The sequence below is a fragment of the Mobilisporobacter senegalensis genome, from assembly GCF_003752155.1.
Taxonomy (GTDB): Bacteria; Bacillota; Clostridia; order Lachnospirales; family Lachnospiraceae; genus Mobilisporobacter; species Mobilisporobacter senegalensis.
The window spans coordinates 67,648-85,543 of sequence record NZ_RJVG01000013.1 but is presented as its reverse complement, the minus strand read 5'-3'; the positions used below and the strand labels follow the sequence as shown (position 1 = coordinate 85,543).

At 32.5% G+C, this 17,896-nt stretch carries 15 protein-coding genes; 13 read left to right on the top strand and 2 right to left on the bottom strand.

From position 1 onward, the window contains the following. The first annotated feature begins 2 nt into the window (after positions 1–2). Positions 3–1,988 (top strand): flagellin N-terminal helical domain-containing protein, encoded by a 1,986-nt coding sequence (locus EDD66_RS18830; protein WP_123610681.1) that lies wholly within the window; start codon positions 3–5, stop codon positions 1,986–1,988. 21 nt (positions 1,989–2,009) lie between these two features. Beyond that, on the top strand, positions 2,010–2,489 hold the full coding sequence (locus EDD66_RS16460; RefSeq protein WP_123610680.1) for a flagellar export chaperone FliS: 480 nt from the start codon (positions 2,010–2,012) through the stop codon (positions 2,487–2,489). 84 nt (positions 2,490–2,573) lie between these two features. Here the strand turns inward: EDD66_RS16460 and EDD66_RS16455 are convergent, their stop codons facing one another. After that, complete coding sequence (locus tag EDD66_RS16455) at positions 2,574–3,647, bottom strand: LacI family DNA-binding transcriptional regulator (protein WP_123610679.1); 1,074 nt, start codon at positions 3,645–3,647, stop codon at positions 2,574–2,576. A gap of 418 nt (positions 3,648–4,065) precedes the next feature. Between EDD66_RS16455 and EDD66_RS16450 the strand changes: the two genes are divergently transcribed. The 5 genes from EDD66_RS16450 to EDD66_RS16430 all read left to right on the top strand — a co-directional run bounded on the left by EDD66_RS16450 (position 4,066) and on the right by EDD66_RS16430 (position 11,891). Beyond that, positions 4,066–6,399, top strand: a complete 2,334-nt coding sequence (locus EDD66_RS16450) for a glycogen/starch/alpha-glucan phosphorylase (RefSeq protein ID WP_123610678.1) — start codon at positions 4,066–4,068, stop codon at positions 6,397–6,399. A 55-nt stretch (positions 6,400–6,454) separates the two neighbouring features. Then, complete coding sequence (locus EDD66_RS16445) at positions 6,455–7,756, top strand: extracellular solute-binding protein (RefSeq protein WP_170164404.1); 1,302 nt, start codon at positions 6,455–6,457, stop codon at positions 7,754–7,756. A gap of 175 nt (positions 7,757–7,931) precedes the next feature. Then, positions 7,932–9,308, top strand: coding sequence for a carbohydrate ABC transporter permease (locus tag EDD66_RS16440; RefSeq protein ID WP_243115400.1), 1,377 nt, complete (start codon positions 7,932–7,934; stop codon positions 9,306–9,308). Continuing rightward, positions 9,308–10,174: a sugar ABC transporter permease gene (locus tag EDD66_RS16435; RefSeq protein WP_123610676.1), complete on the top strand. Its 867-nt coding sequence runs from the start codon at positions 9,308–9,310 to the stop codon at positions 10,172–10,174. Before EDD66_RS16440 ends, EDD66_RS16435 begins: the two co-directional genes overlap by 1 nt. Positions 10,175–10,196: 22 nt before the next feature. Next, positions 10,197–11,891: an alpha-amylase family glycosyl hydrolase gene (locus EDD66_RS16430; protein ID WP_123610675.1), complete on the top strand. Its 1,695-nt coding sequence runs from the start codon at positions 10,197–10,199 to the stop codon at positions 11,889–11,891. A gap of 112 nt (positions 11,892–12,003) precedes the next feature. Here EDD66_RS16430 and EDD66_RS16425 read toward each other — a convergent pair whose 3' ends face one another. After that, positions 12,004–12,234, bottom strand: coding sequence for a YaaL family protein (locus tag EDD66_RS16425; RefSeq protein ID WP_123610674.1), 231 nt, complete (start codon positions 12,232–12,234; stop codon positions 12,004–12,006). Between the two features lie 212 nt (positions 12,235–12,446). On the opposite strand from EDD66_RS16425, the gene EDD66_RS16420 reads away from it, so the two are divergent. From EDD66_RS16420 to EDD66_RS16395, 6 genes are all read left to right on the top strand, one after another. Beyond that, the gene (locus EDD66_RS16420; RefSeq protein ID WP_123610673.1) at positions 12,447–12,722 is read left to right on the top strand and encodes a pro-sigmaK processing inhibitor BofA family protein; all 276 of its coding nucleotides are present in this window, start codon (positions 12,447–12,449) and stop codon (positions 12,720–12,722) included. A 163-nt stretch (positions 12,723–12,885) separates the two neighbouring features. Further along, on the top strand, positions 12,886–13,386 hold the full coding sequence (locus EDD66_RS16415; protein ID WP_170164403.1) for an A24 family peptidase: 501 nt from the start codon (positions 12,886–12,888) through the stop codon (positions 13,384–13,386). A gap of 19 nt (positions 13,387–13,405) precedes the next feature. Then, entirely contained in the window at positions 13,406–14,419 is a 1,014-nt protein-coding gene (locus tag EDD66_RS16410) for a P-loop NTPase family protein (protein ID WP_330511407.1), read from the top strand. 58 nt (positions 14,420–14,477) lie between these two features. Next, the gene (locus EDD66_RS16405; RefSeq protein ID WP_123610693.1) at positions 14,478–15,650 is read left to right on the top strand and encodes a CpaF family protein; all 1,173 of its coding nucleotides are present in this window, start codon (positions 14,478–14,480) and stop codon (positions 15,648–15,650) included. Between the two features lie 215 nt (positions 15,651–15,865). Further along, positions 15,866–16,387, top strand: coding sequence for a type II secretion system F family protein (locus tag EDD66_RS16400; protein WP_170164402.1), 522 nt, complete (start codon positions 15,866–15,868; stop codon positions 16,385–16,387). Between the two features lie 237 nt (positions 16,388–16,624). Further along, on the top strand, positions 16,625–17,893 hold the full coding sequence (locus tag EDD66_RS16395) for a hypothetical protein (protein ID WP_123610669.1): 1,269 nt from the start codon (positions 16,625–16,627) through the stop codon (positions 17,891–17,893). Positions 17,894–17,896: the final 3 nt, after the last annotated feature.

The window sequence follows — 17,896 nt, the reverse complement described above, 5'->3', positions numbered from 1 at the left end:
AAATGAGAATAAACCATAATATATCTGCGATAAAAGCAAATAGCATTTTAGGAAGAAATGAAAATGCATTAGAGAAAAGTTTAGAAAGATTATCTTCAGGATTAAGAATTAACCGTGCAGCAGATGATGCGGCAGGAATGGCTATTTCCCAAAAAATGAAAACTCAGATTGCAGGACTTGATCAGGCATCTAGAAATGCATCTGATGGAATCTCCGTAATTCAGACAGCAGAAGGGGCTTTATCTGAAGTTCAGGCAATGCTTCAAAGAATGAGGGAATTATCTGTACAAGCTGCTAATGGTACGAATACATTGGAAGACCGTAAAGCAATTCAAGAAGAGATCACAAATTTAAATGCAGAAATTCAAAGAATTTCAGATACCACGGAATTCAATACGAAAACATTATTAAATGGAAATATAGATCGTAAATCATATTCTTCAGAAAATAATATTAAGTTAATTTCTTTATCAGATGCAGTAGGTGTAAAGGATTATGAAATTACAGTTACACAGGATGCAAGACAGGCAGTAATTGTTGGAAATACGGTAACTATGACAGCTACAGAAACGATTACGGCAGCAGATGCAGGCACAATCAGCATTAATGGACAAGAGATAGAAATCGAAGTTGGGGACACTCTTGAAACAATCTATAAAAAACTTCGTGATTTAGGTGATTCTCTTAATGTTGCTGTCTTTGGAAGTGACACAACAAAATTATCACCGGATGATATTAATTATTCTTCAGAAAGAGCCGGATATAATGCTACCAGCGTATTAACGAATAACTCTCTTGTTTTTGTATCAGAAGAATATGGATCAGACCAAACACTTGAGATACGTTGTGAAAAACTAGGATTAGCAGCAAAATTAGGTCTTACCATGGGTGGAGCAAAAGCTACAGGAGTTGATGCGAAAGCGGTATGTGGAAATAATTTTAGTCCTACTGCAACAGTATCTGCAAAAGGGAATGTGATTACTGTAACAGATAGAGGCGGTTTTGAAATGAAATATGAAATTAATGATGGAACCGCAAAAACCGCATTCTTTGATTCAGAAATTACGAATTCTACGGATGCGAGTACTATAGCAGGAATGGTTGTTATAACGAAGGTATCCGAACAGGCCGTTATTAACGGAACATCTGTTACCATGTCAGCAACGGATAAGATAGCTGCCGGCCAAGCAGGTACTATTACCATCAATGGAGAAACAGTTACTATTGCAGTAGATGACACTCTGGAAGATATTATTAATAAACTCACTGCCCTGGAAGGAACATTAACAGGCGATGATGCTATTAAAGTAGAGTTTAAAGACAATATGTTTAAAATATCATCAGTGGAATATGGAGATGATATAGAAATAGACTTTGAATGTGATAATCCTGCATTAGCGGCTTTATTAGGTGTACCTGAAGATGTGAATGTAAAGGGAGTCGAAGGAGAAGCGGATTACAGTGATGGATATATTTTAAAACCTGGTGAATCAATTACAGTAGATGGAGATACTATTACGATTGTTAATGCCGATGGAACATTTGTAATAAGCGATAAAGGAACAAAAGCAACGATCAGCGTTCTTAAAGCAGGTCCAATGGAACTTCAGATTGGTGCCAATGAAGGACAGACAATGGTAGTTACAATACCAGAAGTTACACCTAAGACTTTAGGTATTGATAAGATCAATTTATCTACAGAAGAAGGAGCACAAGAGGCAATTACTGCTGTCTCTAAAGCTGTAGATACGGTATCTGCAATACGTGCCAAATTAGGTGCATATCAGAACCGGTTAGAGCATTCTATTGCAAATCTTGACGTAGGTTCTGAAAATATGACAGAAGCCTTATCCCGTATAGAGGATGTTGATATGGCAGAAGAAATGGCTAATTATACTCAATTGCAGGTACTAACCCAGGCAGGTACAGCTATGCTTGCACAAGCCAATGAAAGGCCACAAAATGTGTTAACTTTATTACAGGGCTAAGATCAGGAAGGAAGAGTTACCATGGACAGTGTTATGACACAAACTTATGCCGCAAGAGTATCTCAGGCGAATCGCAGTGAATTAATCGTGATAATGTATGAAATCATATTAGAAGATTTAAAAAATGGGATAAAAGCATATGAGAATAGCGATATAAAAACCTTCGGTAAAGAATTAAAACATGCTCAAAAGTTTGTTAGTAAATTAATCAATTCACTAGATTTTAAATATGTAATGTCTTATGATTTGATGCAGTTATATCTGTATACCAATAAAAGGATTATTGCTGCTATCATTAAGAAAAAGCCGGATGACCTTGAAAGTGCCATAAAAGTAATGAACCGTCTGCTGGTTGGTTTCGAAGGAGTAGCAAAAGAGGATACTTCAGAACCTTTAATGCAAAACACTCAACAATTATATGCCGGACTTACCTATGGTAAAGGAACATTGAATGAGACCTATATAGATCCAAAACAACATTCAAGAGGTTTTAAAGCATAATTAAATAAGAAAATTAAGATAAAATAAAAACGATATAGCTTTGGCTATATCGTTTTTTGTAAGTTTCTATAATTCAAAAAGCATTTATGATTCAGTTTCTGAATCTGGATTATCCTTAGGATCATCTACTTTTTTAACACTTGATTTGATCTTCTTAACAGCAGATGGATTATAAGTACTACAAGACTCTCTTTTAATAAATTTAGCCCTAAGTAATAATTTGCTTATTGTAACATTATGAACCAGGCCATCTAATAAAAGGAGAGCACTTTTCCCTAAATCAATTCGGTCCTGACGGATTGTAGTCAAGGGAGGTTCAAGCTGATTTGAAATAGGAAGATCATCAAATCCTATTACACTGATATCTTCTGGAACTCTAAGTCCAAACTTCTTTACTTCTGCGATCACGCCGGAAGCAATTAAGTCACTGGCACAAACGATGGCAGTGGCCCCTTGCTTTAAAAATTTAGGAACATGGTACTTGGCACAATCAGGAACATAATACCCATATTCAATTAAACTATCTTTTACTTCTAATTTATTTTCTTCCATACTTTGAACAAATGCCTGATGACGTTGTTCAGATACCATGGAATTTTTTGATCCATTTAAAAACGCAATTTGCTTATGACCTAATCCTGCTAAGTGATCAATGGCCATTTGAATTCCTTCAAAACTATCAGTACCTACATAACCAACATGATTATTACCTGCAATGTAGTTATCAAATAAGACAGTAGGAACCGTGGTTTTACTTAACTGTTTAACCCAATCATCATGAAGGGCAAAGCCGATTAAGAATGCACCACTAAAGCCATTCTTTAACATATATGTATCATATTTTTCGATTGCCTGCATATTTAGGTTGGCTGGAATTACAGTAACATCCCAATGCTTTCTTGCAGCAGACAATTTAAATCCAACAATTAATTCATAACCAAATTGATCGATACTTTCGTAATCCATATTCTCTACGAGAATGCAGACTTTTCTACTCTTTAGAGTTTTCATCTTTTTGGATGCATAACCCATTTCAACTGCTGTATCAAGTACAAGCTGTCTCATATCATCACTAATATCACTAGCACCGTTTAACCCTTTTGATACAGTGCTAACTGCAATACCAAGTTTAGCAGCAATATCTTTAATTGTAGCCATTTTATACCTCCGCACACTTAATAAAGAAATCTAATAAAAAATATATAATAGATTAATCTCCAGATCCCCAAAAATAAAAATGTGTTATCCCTCATATACCAGCATTAGTATAAACCTTATAAAAATCTTTTTCAATCATTTCTTTCTATTTTGGTCATTTTTAATGAAAAAATTAATATATTTTTAAAATGCATTTTATCGGTTATTTTCAGGAATTAACCGTGATATTAACCAAAATCTATATATAAAAGGATTTAAAATCTATATAAAACAACGGATAATGCAACGCAAACTATTGACAAAGATATCGGTATGTGATAATCTTAGAATGTATTTCGAAACTTATCGAAAATATTTTAAAATAAAAATACGGAATCAATAGAAAAGTGTCGTTTTTATGGCTACGGAGGGAGAACAAATGGCTAATTTTAAAAATAATGTAATCGATATTCTTAATTTAGATTATGGTAAATCAATAAAAGAAGCAAGTACAGTTGAACTATATAATGCAGTTTCTAAAGCAGCTATGAATACTTTAAAGAAAGATCAAGGCCTTAATTGGAAAGGAAAAAAAGTATGTTATTTCTCAGCTGAATTTCTAATTGGCAGATTAATATACAGTAATCTTCTAAACCTAGGTTTATTAAATCAATTTAGTGAGCTTATGAGTGAAAACGGTATAGATATCAGGGTATTTGAAGATATTGAAGATGCGGCCCTCGGGAATGGAGGTCTTGGACGTCTTGCTGCATGTTTTTTAGACTCGGCTGCAACAGTTGGAGTTACTTTAAATGGATATGGTTTAAGGTACCGTTATGGATTGTTTAAACAATATTTTGAAGACGGTTTTCAAAAGGAAGTAGCAGATGACTGGCAAAGGGCAGGAGATCCGTGGTCTGTTCGTAAAGAAAACGAGAAAATTCTAATTCATTTTAAGAACCAGACAGTCTATGCAGTGCCATATGATACACCAGTAATAGGATATGGTGCTAATAAAATAAATACATTAAGATTATGGCAATCTGAACCCACTGAGAATTTTAATTTTGAATTATTTAACAATCAAAAATATGATAAGTCCTTTAAGGAGAAAAATGATGCAGAATCAATTACCAGTGTTTTATATCCAAATGATGATACGGATGCAGGTAAAAAACTTCGTTTGAAACAACAGTACTTTTTCTCAAGTGCATCACTGCAAGATATAGTGAAGAAATATAAGATGGTCAATGGAAATGATTTTAGCAATTTTTCAATGGAATATGCAATTCAGTTAAATGATACTCATCCTGTTGTTGCGATACCTGAATTTATACGTATTCTAATGGAAGATGAGGGGATTTCATTTGCAAAAGCATTAAAAATTGCAAAAGAGGTCTTTGCTTATACAAATCATACTGTAATGTCTGAAGCACTCGAAAAATGGAATGTTTCCCTCTTTAAATCAGTTATTCCAAATGTATATAAGTATGTGGTAATGATTCAAAAAGCTCTTGTGAAGGAACTAAAAGGACTTGGTGTGAAAGGTGAAGAACAGCAGAAATATTATATTATTGATAAAAATCTGATACATATGGCAAGGTTGGCTATCTTTGCCAGTCACTCTACCAATGGTGTTGCCCAGATTCATACAGAAATTCTTAAAAATGATGCACTTCATGAATGGTATGAAATCTATCCGGAACGTTTTAATAATAAAACCAATGGTATCACTCAAAGAAGATGGCTTGCATTAGCTAATATGGAATTGTCTGGATTTATTACCGATAAAATTGGCAATGCATGGCTGACAGATCTTGATAAATTAAAAGATCTTGAAAAATATAAAGATGATAAAGCTGTAATGAAGCAGTTTGATGATATAAAGAAAATTAAAAAACATCAATTAGCAGAATATATTAAAAAACAAGAGGGTATTATAATAAACCCGGATTTTATCTTTGATATTCAGGTTAAAAGATTACATGAATACAAGAGACAGCTATTAAATGCATTTTCAATTCTGGATATTTATTTTGGCTTAAAGGATGGAAGAATTAAAGAATTTAATCCAACGGTATATATCTTTGGAGCAAAAGCAGCACCTGGCTATTTTAGGGCAAAAGGAATCATTAAATTTATTAATGAAATTGCAAAAATGATTCGTGAAGATAAAGAAGTGAATGATAAACTCCAAGTAGTCTTTGTTTCAAATTATAATGTATCCTATGCGGAAAAAATTACTCCGGCAGCAGATTTCTCAGAACAGATATCTACGGCTGGAACAGAAGCATCTGGAACAGGCAACATGAAATTCATGCTAAATGGTGCAGTTACACTGGGAACCTTTGATGGGGCAAATGTAGAAATAGTAGAACAGGCAGGTATAGACAATAATTATATTTTCGGTGCAAGAGTAGAAGATATTCAGGAAATCAGTAAGACGTATCATCCTAAGAAACTATATGAAGAAAATCCGAGAATAAAAAAAGTTGTGGATACTCTTGTAGATGGTACATTTGATGATGGTGATACTGGAATGTTCAAAGAACTATATACTTCCCTTTTAGAAGGTGCAAGCTGGCATAAAGCAGATCACTATTACTTATTACAGGATTTTATTCCTTATTGTGAAACTAAGTTAAAAGCAAATAGAGATTATTCTAATACTTATGAATTTAGAAGAAAATGTTTCTTAAATACTGCAAATGCCGGTAAATTCTCAAGTGACAGAACTATTATGGATTACAAAGAGGACATTTGGAAGGTGTGAATTTAATATGTCACTGGCATATTTAATTAATAAAAGAAAGAGAGAGGTAGAAATTATGAAAAAAGGTAAAAAACTCATTGCATTACTTATGGTAGTTTCTTTATTAGTTGCAAGTTTTACTGCTTGTAGTAAAAAAGAAGAGCCAGCAGCTGAAAAAGAAACAGAACAAGCAACTGAAAATGCAGAAGGGGACACTGCAACAGATGAAACGAAAAAACTCGGAGATGCAACTTTAAAAGTATGGGGTTCTCAAGAAGATCAAGAAATGTTAGGAAAAATGGTTGAAAACTTTAAGGCACTTTATCCAGAAGATAATTTAGACATCTCTTTAGGTGTAGTTAGTGAAGCTGATGCCAAGACCGAAGTTTTAAAAGATACTTCTGTAGCAGCTGATGTATTTGCTTTTGCATCAGACCAAATTGCTGAATTACAGGCAGCAGGTGCTTTATATAGAATTACTCTTAATAAAGATGCAATCATCGCCGCAAATTCTGAACCTTCCATCCAGGCAGCAACGGTTGGTGGAGAATTATATGCTTATCCATCTTCTGCAGATACATATTTCATGTACTATGATAAGAGCAAATATACGGAAGATGAAGTTAAGAGTTTAGAAACTATGATGGAAAAAGATTTAGGACCAAATGTTATCAATTTTTCATTTGATGCAGATAACGGATGGTATTTATCTTCCTTTTTCTTTGCAGCTGGATGCCAATTATTTGGAGCAGATGGAACAGATCCAACTACTGTAACATTTAATGACGCAAATGGCGTAAAAGTAGGTAATTATTTAATCGATCTTGCAAATAATAAAAAATTTGCAAATCATGATGATGGATTATTACTGGCAGCTTTCCAAGGCGGCACATTAGGAGCAACTATGTCAGGTACCTGGAACGCAGAAAATATTTCAAAAGCTTTAGGAGAAAATTACGGAGTTGCAAAATTACCTACTATTAATTTAGATGGGAAAGAAGTACAATTAAGCGGTATGGCAAACTTCAAACTTTATGGTGTAAATTCACAAACACAATATCCGGAAGCAGCAATGGCTTTAGCTGATTATTTAACAAGTAAAGAATGCCAACAAATGCGTTTTGAAACAAGAAGTTATGCACCAACGAATGTTGAGTTAGCAAGTAATACAGAAGCTTTATCTGTAAATCCTGCAGTAGCAGCATTATCAGAACAGTCTCAATATGCAACATTACAAACTTCTATTCCACAAAGTGGAAATTACTGGGCTCCGTCAGAAGCATTTGGTGCTGGTATCATGAATAAGGAAGTTACGAAAGAAAATCTACAAGAAAATCTGGATGCATTTGTCAATAATATTCTTGCAACATTAGAATAGTTAAATAAATGAGTAAATAATTATATATTAGGGGGCTGGGGCAAAATGTTTCATATTACTGTATTTTGCACGAGCCCCTTTATAAAATGAAACTTAATTTAGATGTGGCTTTGGCCACAATTGAATTATAGATTCACTTATCAATAGGCATATTAAATTAAATGGAGGCGATGAATTGGATAAGCTAAAGAAGGAATCAAAAACAAATATATTTAAATTCTATAGCAAGACCTTTATAGAAGGGGATATATTCACTAAATTATCTTTTATTATAATGGGATTATCAAATTTATTACGTGGCCAGATAGTAAAAGGACTTATCTATTTGTCTTTAGAAATTGGGTTTATTTACTTTATGGTAACTACAGGAGTTTCTAAATTAATTGGATTAAGAACTCTTGGTACACAGGGACAACATATGGAATTTGATGAGTCAAGAGGAATTGATATTACAGTCCCTGGGGATAATTCTATGTTATTTTTACTGTTTGGTGTTTCAACACTATTTATTGTGGCAGCATTTTTAGTCCTTTGGAATTCAAATGTTAAATCTGCAATAAAAGCTCAGCAGATGAAACAAGCAGCCAAGAAACTTCCTGGGTTTATAGATGATATTCAGAGTTTGTTTGATAAAAACTTACATATGTCATTTCTTTCTCTGCCTGTAATAGGTATCCTGTTATTAACAGTACTTCCTTTAATATTTATGATTACAATTGCATTTACTAATTATGATCATAACCATCAACCACCGGGAAATCTATTTACCTGGGTCGGACTTAAGAATTTTGATACAATTCTTTTATCAGGAGAGACAATATCCAAAACTTTCTGGCCAATACTTGGCTGGACTATAATTTGGGCAATTTTTGCTACCATATTAAATTATATCTTAGGTATGCTTTTAGCAATGTTAATCAACCGAAAAGATATTAAATTTAAAGGGCTATGGAGAACTTTATTTGTACTTTCCATTGCAGTGCCTCAGTTTGTAAGTTTACTTATCATGAGGAATATCCTGGCAGATCAGGGGGCATTAAATATGCTGTTAAAAGAATTCGGTTTAATTGAGAAATCAATACCGTTCTTTACTAATCCAACGTTAGCAAGGATATCGGTAATTGTAATAAATTTATGGATTGGCATCCCTCATACACTGCTTATAACAACCGGAATACTAATGAATATACCGGAAGATCTTTATGAATCTGCAAAAATTGATGGGGCTCCGCCATTCATTATGTTTTTTAAGATTACGCTGCCTTATGTAATATTCGTGACTACTCCATATTTAATTACACAGTTTATTGGTAACATTAATAATTTCAATGTTATTTATCTACTGTCAGCCGGTGGGCCAAATACTAATGAATATTATCAGGCAGGTAAAACAGACCTTTTAGTTACCTGGCTATATAAACTGACAGTAGATAAGAAAGATTATAATTATGCTTCTACCATCGGTATTTTAGTATTTGTAATTTCTGCGACGTTTGCCTTATCTGTTTATAGAAAAACGTCGGCATATAATAATGAGGAGGAATTCCAATAATGAGCAAAATAAAGTCAATATCTGGAAAAAGAAAAACAGTTAATTTTTTCTCCTATATTTTATTAATTGTTTTATCAGCGATATGGATCATGCCTCTATTTTATGTAGTTTTAACTTCTTTTCGTGCAGAACCGGGAGCGGCAACTCCATATTTTTGGCCAAAGGGATTTACATTAAAGAACTATTATAATTTATTTCATCCTACATCAAGTATGCCTTATGATTTTTTCTTATGGTTTAAAAATACTTTTATTGTAGCTGTTTTCTCCTGTATATTAGCGACCTTTTATAACCTTGCTACAGCTTATGTTATGTCAAGACTTCGCTTTAAGATGAGAAAACCATATATGAATATTGCACTTATTCTTGGAATGTTTCCCGGGTTCATGTCCATGATAGCAGTGTATTATATCTTAAAATCTCTTGGGATCACCCAGTCACTTGTGGCTCTTGTATTAGTTTATTCCAGCGGTGCAGGATTGAATTTCTACATTGCAAAAGGATTTTTTGATACTATACCAAAAGCATTGGATGAAGCAGCATGGATTGACGGAGCCACAAAATTTCAAGTGTTTCGAAAACTTACGGTACCACTATCTAAGCCAATTATAGTATATTCTACGTTAACCGCTTTCTTAGCACCTTGGATGGATTTCATTTTTGTTAGTGTTATCATGGGAGATAATCACAAAAAATACACAGTAGCTCTCGGCTTATTTAAAATGATAGATGCAAAACAGGTAAATCAATATTTCACCATGTTTACAGCGGGTTCCGTTCTGGTATCCATACCAATTGCCTTACTGTTTATATCAATGCAAAGATTCTATGTTTCCGGTGTAACCGGGGGATCAGTGAAAGGTTAATTTGGTATAAGAGAGGGATTCCATGAAGAATAGAAAGCAGAAATTATTAATAATTATACTGGTTTTATTATCAGTTGTTAGTTGTAAATATAATGAGGATAAAGTGAATCAAGGCGAAAATAAAATAGAAAAAAAAGAAGGTATCAAAGAGACCATATCCTACCCATACAAACAGGATTTAAATGTACCTGAGGATAATTATCGTACTTATTATGAGGTGTTTTTATATTCCTATTATGACAGTAATGGAGATGGTATTGGCGATATTAATGGATTAATTAAAAAGTTAGACTATATTAATGACGGTGATCCGGATACGGATACAGACTTGGGATTTAACGGAATCTGGCTTATGCCCATTATGCCATCTACCACTTATCATAAATATGATGTAACAGATTACTATTCTATCGACACCCAGTATGGAACCATGGAAGACTTTAAAAACCTTGTAAAAGAGTGTGATAAGAGAGGAATCAAATTAATTATTGATATGGTATTTAATCATACTTCATCGAAGCATCCCTGGTTTCTGTCTGCAATACAAAGTTTGAGCATTGAACCTTGTGGAGAAGAGGTATGCACCCACGAAGAGTTATGCAGACAACATAATAAATATATAGGATATTATAATTTTGTAAAAGATAAACCGGGGAGCGGTATTTATTATCCAACAGGAAATGGATGGTATTATGAAGGAGTTTTCTGGGATCAGATGCCGGATTTAAATCTCTCTAATGAAGATCTGAGAAGAGATCTGGAAGATGTAATGAGCTATTGGCTCGATCTTGGTGTGGGCGGCTTTCGTTTAGATGCTGCAAAAGAATATTATTCTGGAGCACCAACGAAAAATATTGAAGTATTATCGTGGATAAATGAATTTGTAAAAAGGAAATCTGTGGATAACTATATTGTTGCAGAAGTATGGGATTCTTTCTCTGTCTATAGCACCTATTATAAGAGTAATATTGACAGTGTTTTCAATTTTGCTTTTGCAAAGGAAGATGGAAAAATCGTAAAGACACTCAATTATTCTGATACAAGTAATTCAGGATCCGCCTTTGCTGATGCGCTGATTTTAGCAGATAAAACATTTAAAGGAATGAATGAAAAGGCAATTGATGCGCCATTCTTTACAAACCATGACACAGCGAGAGCAGCAGGATTTTTTGTGAATGATGAAAATAAGTTAAAGATGGCAGCAGCTATGAATTTATTCATGAATGGAAGTGCATTTGTATATTATGGAGAAGAGCTTGGAATGAAAGGTTCTGGAAAAGATGAAAATAAGAGAGCTCCAATGTACTGGTCCGGGAATGAGAAAGCAGAAGGTATGACCACAGGTCCGCCAAACATGGAAGAAGTAAAGCATATTTATCCGTCTTTGGAGGAACAAGAACAAGATCCTGGCTCCATATATAATTTTTATAAGAGAGCCATACGCCTTCGTAATGAAAATCCTGAAATAGCAAGAGGGACCCTTGAAAGAATCGATAACATTACAGATATAGATATTTGTGCAGTCACTAAAACTTATAAAGGCAGTAAAATAGTTATGCTGTATAATCTTTCAACAGAAGAGAAATCAGTAGATTTAGTGGCTTCTAAAATTGAAGCTGAAGGTATCAGAGGATATGTATCTGCGACAGGAAAAGAAGTACTCATTAAAGAGGAGAGAGCTATACTTCCACCATATTCCGTTGTGGTATTAAAGTAATTTATACTGAACTATTTGGCAAGTGTAATATTTAAGTTAAAGTTTTTGTTAAGTTTATTCATGGAAGTATCCATTTGAATAAAATATGCCTATAAAGAACAGCCCCTGGGTGCTATGCACCTTGGGGCTGTTCTTTTTTACTGTCCAATTCTTTGGCTTGTTTTAGGAGAAATTTATACCTCTTTTGAACCGCATTCAGTTCATATATGGAGCAATCTATTAAGTCTGGGTCAAGTACGTTTTCAAAATTAGAATATGCGGATTCAAGGGCAAGTTTTGTTTTTAAGAGTTCATCTCTAAGAATTTCTTCTTCTCGGGTGAGGGAATTCTCAAGTTTTTTCATAATTTTTACTTCCTCCTTTTTCCTTTCTATATAATATGCAAATTTAATGATTTTGTTTTTATAGTATAGGCATATAATTGTTAAAATATACAAATCAGAGAAAATTATGGATATTAAAAATATAAGGACAAACAAAAGAAATATAGGAATATAATTAACTTGAAAGTATATATATAGAATATAATATTGTATGGAAAAGAGATGTTTGCTGAATGGAGAATAAGATTTTAATAGGGATTATAGTCACTTGTATTCTGCTTCTGGTGATAGGAGTATTAAGGCATAGACTGGAAGTGTTAGTTAATGTCTTATTAAGAATGGTCATGGGCATCTTAGGTATTTATCTTTTGAATGCATTTTTAACAAGCCAGAATATATTATTGAATGTTGGAATTAATGAAACAACGATCCTGACGGTTGGATTACTTGGTTTACCGGGGTTTCTGCTGATCTATGGAATAGAGTTCTATTTTACATGGTTTAAATAGTATATATAATATAAGAACTAAATACTTATAATAAAAATACAAATATTATTTGTAAAAAACAGTTGACAACAAATTGAATAAGTAGTAATATACATACATAGTCTTTTTAAAATATATAATTTTATAAAAGGAGGCATAGAGCATAACATTAAATTTAGGTTTTTTGTTTTTACTCCTATTATCTGCTACCTACTATGATTTAAGGAAATATAGAGTTCCAAATCATATAATCCTGTCAGGACTTGGTACAAGCCTTTTAATTCAGCTATTTACAAAGGGTTTATATGGGATTGTTTGGTGGGGAAAAGGTATTATTGTTCCTGTTGCAGTTCTTTTCATATTATATTTACTTCATGTAATAGGGGCGGGAGATATTAAACTATTCTCAGTTGTAGGTGGATTTTTAGGAGTATATCAGGTAACACATGTAATAATTCTTGCATTTATCATAGGTGCAGTTATGTCAGTTTTTCAAATGATCAGGTTTCGAAATCTTGGTAATCGTATGCAATATCTTGCAAATTATATCCATGAAGTAATAAAAGAGAAGAAAATAAAATCTTACTATAATGTAGAAGAAGGAAGTCCAAAAGATATCATACCTTTTACATTAGCAATTATGATAAGTGTTTTTATTGCCACTTTAACTATAAAAGTAAGTTAGTTTAGAGGGAGGAGATTATATTAAAAATGGTACATTAGCAATATTTGATTATGAGCTTGATTATGCTAATAATCTTATGAACTATATTAATCGAAAAGGAAAATTATCCTTACAGATCAGTGTTTTTTCAAATATAGAATGTTTGTTGGAATATACGAAGCAAAATATAGTCGATATTTTATTAATGGGTGAAGATGGGATTTTGGAATTGGGAAATCTAAAAGATATAGCAGAAGATATTTATATTTTAACTGAAAGGCAGTGTGTGCAAGAAAATTACGGATATCCGACCATCTATAAATTTCAGTCAGCAGATCAAATTATTATGAAAATATTAGAACTTTATATGGCGGATAAAGATGGGAAAAATGAATTAATTAATTCTACATATAAAGATAAAACCATAATAGGCGTTTTTTCACCCAAGGGGGGAAGTAAGAAAACCTCATTATCTCTAGCACTAAGCAATTATTTTGGAACATCTCAAAAAACCTTATATGTCAATTTTGAATTATTTTGTGAATTATCTTTTCTATGCACTGGAGAAAAGCCTGGATTTTCTGAACTACTCTATTATATTAAACAGAAAAAATCGAACCTTTCCATAAAATTGAATTCCGTTGTTTGTAATTATAATAAATTTGACTTTATACCTGCAGCAAATCACTATCTGGATTTACTTGAAATGAATGAAGATGATATTAATTTTTTCATACAGTGTTTAAGAAATTATAGTGACTATGAGGTCATCATATTTGATATTGGCTTTTTTGATAAATCCATTTTAGAATTATTAAATTGCTGTGATAAGATATATGTTCCTGTAAGTAATGATTGGATGTCAACAGATAAAAAAGAAGCTTTTTATAAACAGTTAAATGAAGTAAAAGAAGAAGATATTCTAAAAAAGCTAGAAGAAGTTGATCTTCCAGGAGATGAAACAATATTTACTGAAATGTCAATTGATTCAAATTATTTCTCTGAAGGAACCTTATATAATTATGTTACTAATCTATTAAATATGGAGGTGTAGCCGGTTGAATAATTACGAAGAAATAAAAACAAGGTTAAAAGACATTGTTCTTAATAAAATGGACTTAACTAAAGATGTAACCGATGAAGAAATTCAGGAGATAATTGATAATGTCGTTGTAAATGAAGTGAAAAGTAAAGATATTACAATTGAAGAAAAAGTAAAGTTAAGCGCAGAAATATTTAACTCTATCCGCAGGCTTGATGTCCTTCAGGAATTAATTGATGACAATACAATTACCGAGATCATGGTGAATGGAGAAAATAATATATTTATTGAAAGGCAAGGTAAAATTAACAGATGGAATCAAAAATTTGAATCAAAAAAGAAATTAGAAGATGTGATTCAGCAAATTGTATCCGGAGCGAATCGCATTATAAATGAGTTGAATCCAATTGTGGATGCCAGACTTGAAAATGGTTCCAGGGTAAATGTTGTGCTGCCTCCTGTTGCCATCAACGGACCCATTGTTACCATAAGAAAATTCCCAGATAAGCCCATTACAATAGAGAAATTAATTGAAATTGGGTCAATTACGAAAGAAGCGGCAGAATATCTAAAGACTCTGGTAATATCGGGATATAATATCTTTATAAGTGGAGGAACCGGTTCTGGAAAAACAACATTTTTAAATGCGGTATCTAATTTCATCCCTTCAGATGAGCGTATCATTACAATTGAAGATTCTGCTGAATTACAATTACAGAATATACAGAATCTGGTGCGTTTAGAGGTGCGTAATGCAAATGTGGAAGGTAATAACGAAATATCAATTAGGGACTTAATTAAATCATCTCTTAGGATGAGGCCGGATCGTATTGTGGTTGGAGAAATCCGTGACGGAGCAGCCCTGGACTTACTAACAGCCTATAATACGGGACATGATGGAAGCCTTTCCACGGGACATGCAAATTCACCTACAGATATGCTGGCAAGAATAGAAACTTTAGTATTATATGCAGCTGATCTTCCATTATTGGCAGTAAGAAAACAGATTGCTTCTGCTATAGATATCATCATTCATCTAGACAGACTAAGAGATAAAACGAGGAAAGTAATGGAAATTGTAGAAATTCTGGATTGCATAGATGGAGAAATTGAAGTTAATAAATTATTTGTTTTTAAAGAAGAGGGAGAAACAGAAGAGGGATATGTTATTGGATCGTTAGTAAAAACAAATCAAGAATTAATTCATAGATCAAAATTAAGTAAGGCAGGGATGCAATTATAATAAATTATAATGAATATAAATTTTCTAAAAAAGAAATGGTCATAAATTTACTTTCAGGAATTCTCTTTTTGTCTGGTATTGGGTATCTATTCTATAAAAGTTTCTTAGGCATATTCTTACTAAGCCCATTTAGCATTCTTTATCTAAAGTATAAAAAAAATAAATTAATTGAGGAAAGAAAATGGAAATTAAATCTGGAATTTAGAGATGGTATTATGAGCATTTCGTCTTCTCTTAACGCAGGGTATTCCATTGAAAATTCATTATCAGAGGCAATTGGTGATCTAAAAATTCTATATGGAGAATCTTCCTATATAGTTAATGAATTCGAATATATGGCATCTCAAATAAGAATGAATAGAACAATCGAAGAAGTATTGCAAGAATTCGCCAATCGAAGTCAGTTAGAAGATATTCATAATTTTGCAGAAGTTTTTATAACAGCAAAACGAACTGGCGGAGATATGATTAAGATCATTCGGGCAACAAGCAAAGTAATTGGAGATAAGGTAGATGTAAAACGAGAAATAAAAACGTTAATTACAGCGAAACAATTTGAAACGAAGATCATGAATCTGATACCATTAGGAATCATTTTATATATGTGGATGTTCTCACCGGGATTTCTGGATCCTCTATATCATAATTTATTTGGGATAATCATTATGACAGCAGCTCTTATTGTGTACATTGTCTCATTCCTGCTATCAAAAAAGATTATAAATATTGAAATATAATAAAGTTTAAATTTCTGTTTGGGGGTGTTTTTCATAATCATTATTTACATTACTATCTTAACTGGTTTAATTATAGGAATGATATTAAATCGTACCTATGAAAAAAACTTTCTTCATACATGTCTCAAAAAAGAGCATCCTCTCTTATTTCTGTATCCATTGTGTCTGTATATTTTTGATAAATTCGAACTTCATCAACATTTTATCAATCAAAACACAAAAGAGGCATTAGAATCTTTGAATATAGGAGAGAAAAAAGAAACTCAGCTTCCACTATACTGGTGTAAAAAGTGCTCATTTATCATTGCTTTAATATTTTTGATTTCTATATTTTCTTTATTTAATGAACTGAATTCTATGCAAAAAAGCCAATTGATTAATGGAAATGCTATTCAAAGGCCAACCTATGGAGAGGGTGAAAAAAAGGTACGTTTATATGTGGAGGTAGAAGATAAGAAAGATTCTATCAAGGACGAATTAAATCTTAATATAGAGGAAAGAAGATATGATAATGAAGCTATGTTAAAAAGCTTTGAAGAAGCAAGAAAATATATTGATTTAAATATATTAGGAGAAAATGAATCTTTAGATGATGTAAGAAAGCCCCTGGTATTAATGAAGCAAATCCCAGGGACAAGCATTAAGATAAAATGGAAAATAGATAATAAAAATATCATTGATACGAGAGGAGACCTTAATAATAGCAATATCCCCAAAGAGGGGGAATTGGTCCAGATTACAGCACAGATTGAATATTTTGACACTATTGAAAATTATCTGATTACACTTAGAGTTAAACCTAAAATAGTATCCAGAAGAGAACAAGTATTAGATGCGTTGAAAGAAGCTATTGAAAATAAGTCCAGAGATACTATAACCGAAAAAGAACAAATATTACCGGAGGATATTGGAGAAAGGAAAATAAATTATAATGAGCCTGAGAACAGAGAAAGTGAGAAGATGTTTTTTATTGGAATTATTATAACGGGATTTATCTACTTTCTTTTTGATAAAGAGCTGTTAGATCAATATAAAAAAAGGGAAATGCAGGTTTTAATGGATTATCCGGAAATAGTTAACAAAATTGTTTTATTATTAGGCGCTGGTATGACCATGAAAAATGCCTGGGGAAAGGTAGTTAAGGAGTATGTTAATAAAAACAGGGAAGGAGCTAAAAACAAAAGATTTGCTTATGAAGAAATGATCATTACATATAATGAACTACATAATGGAGTGATTGAAATGAAAGCATATGAAAGTTACGGCAAGAGAATGAAAGTATTACCTTATTTAAGGTTTTCATCCCTGATTTCACAAAACCTTAAAAAAGGGTCGAAGGGATTGTTAGAACTTTTAGAGTATGAGGCTATGGAGGCTTTTAACGAAAGAAAGGAATTGGCGAAAAGATTAGGAGAAGAAGCATCAACAAAATTATTGTTACCGATGATGTTAATGCTCTTAATTGTTCTGGTAATTATATTAGTACCTGCAATATCAGGATTATAAAAT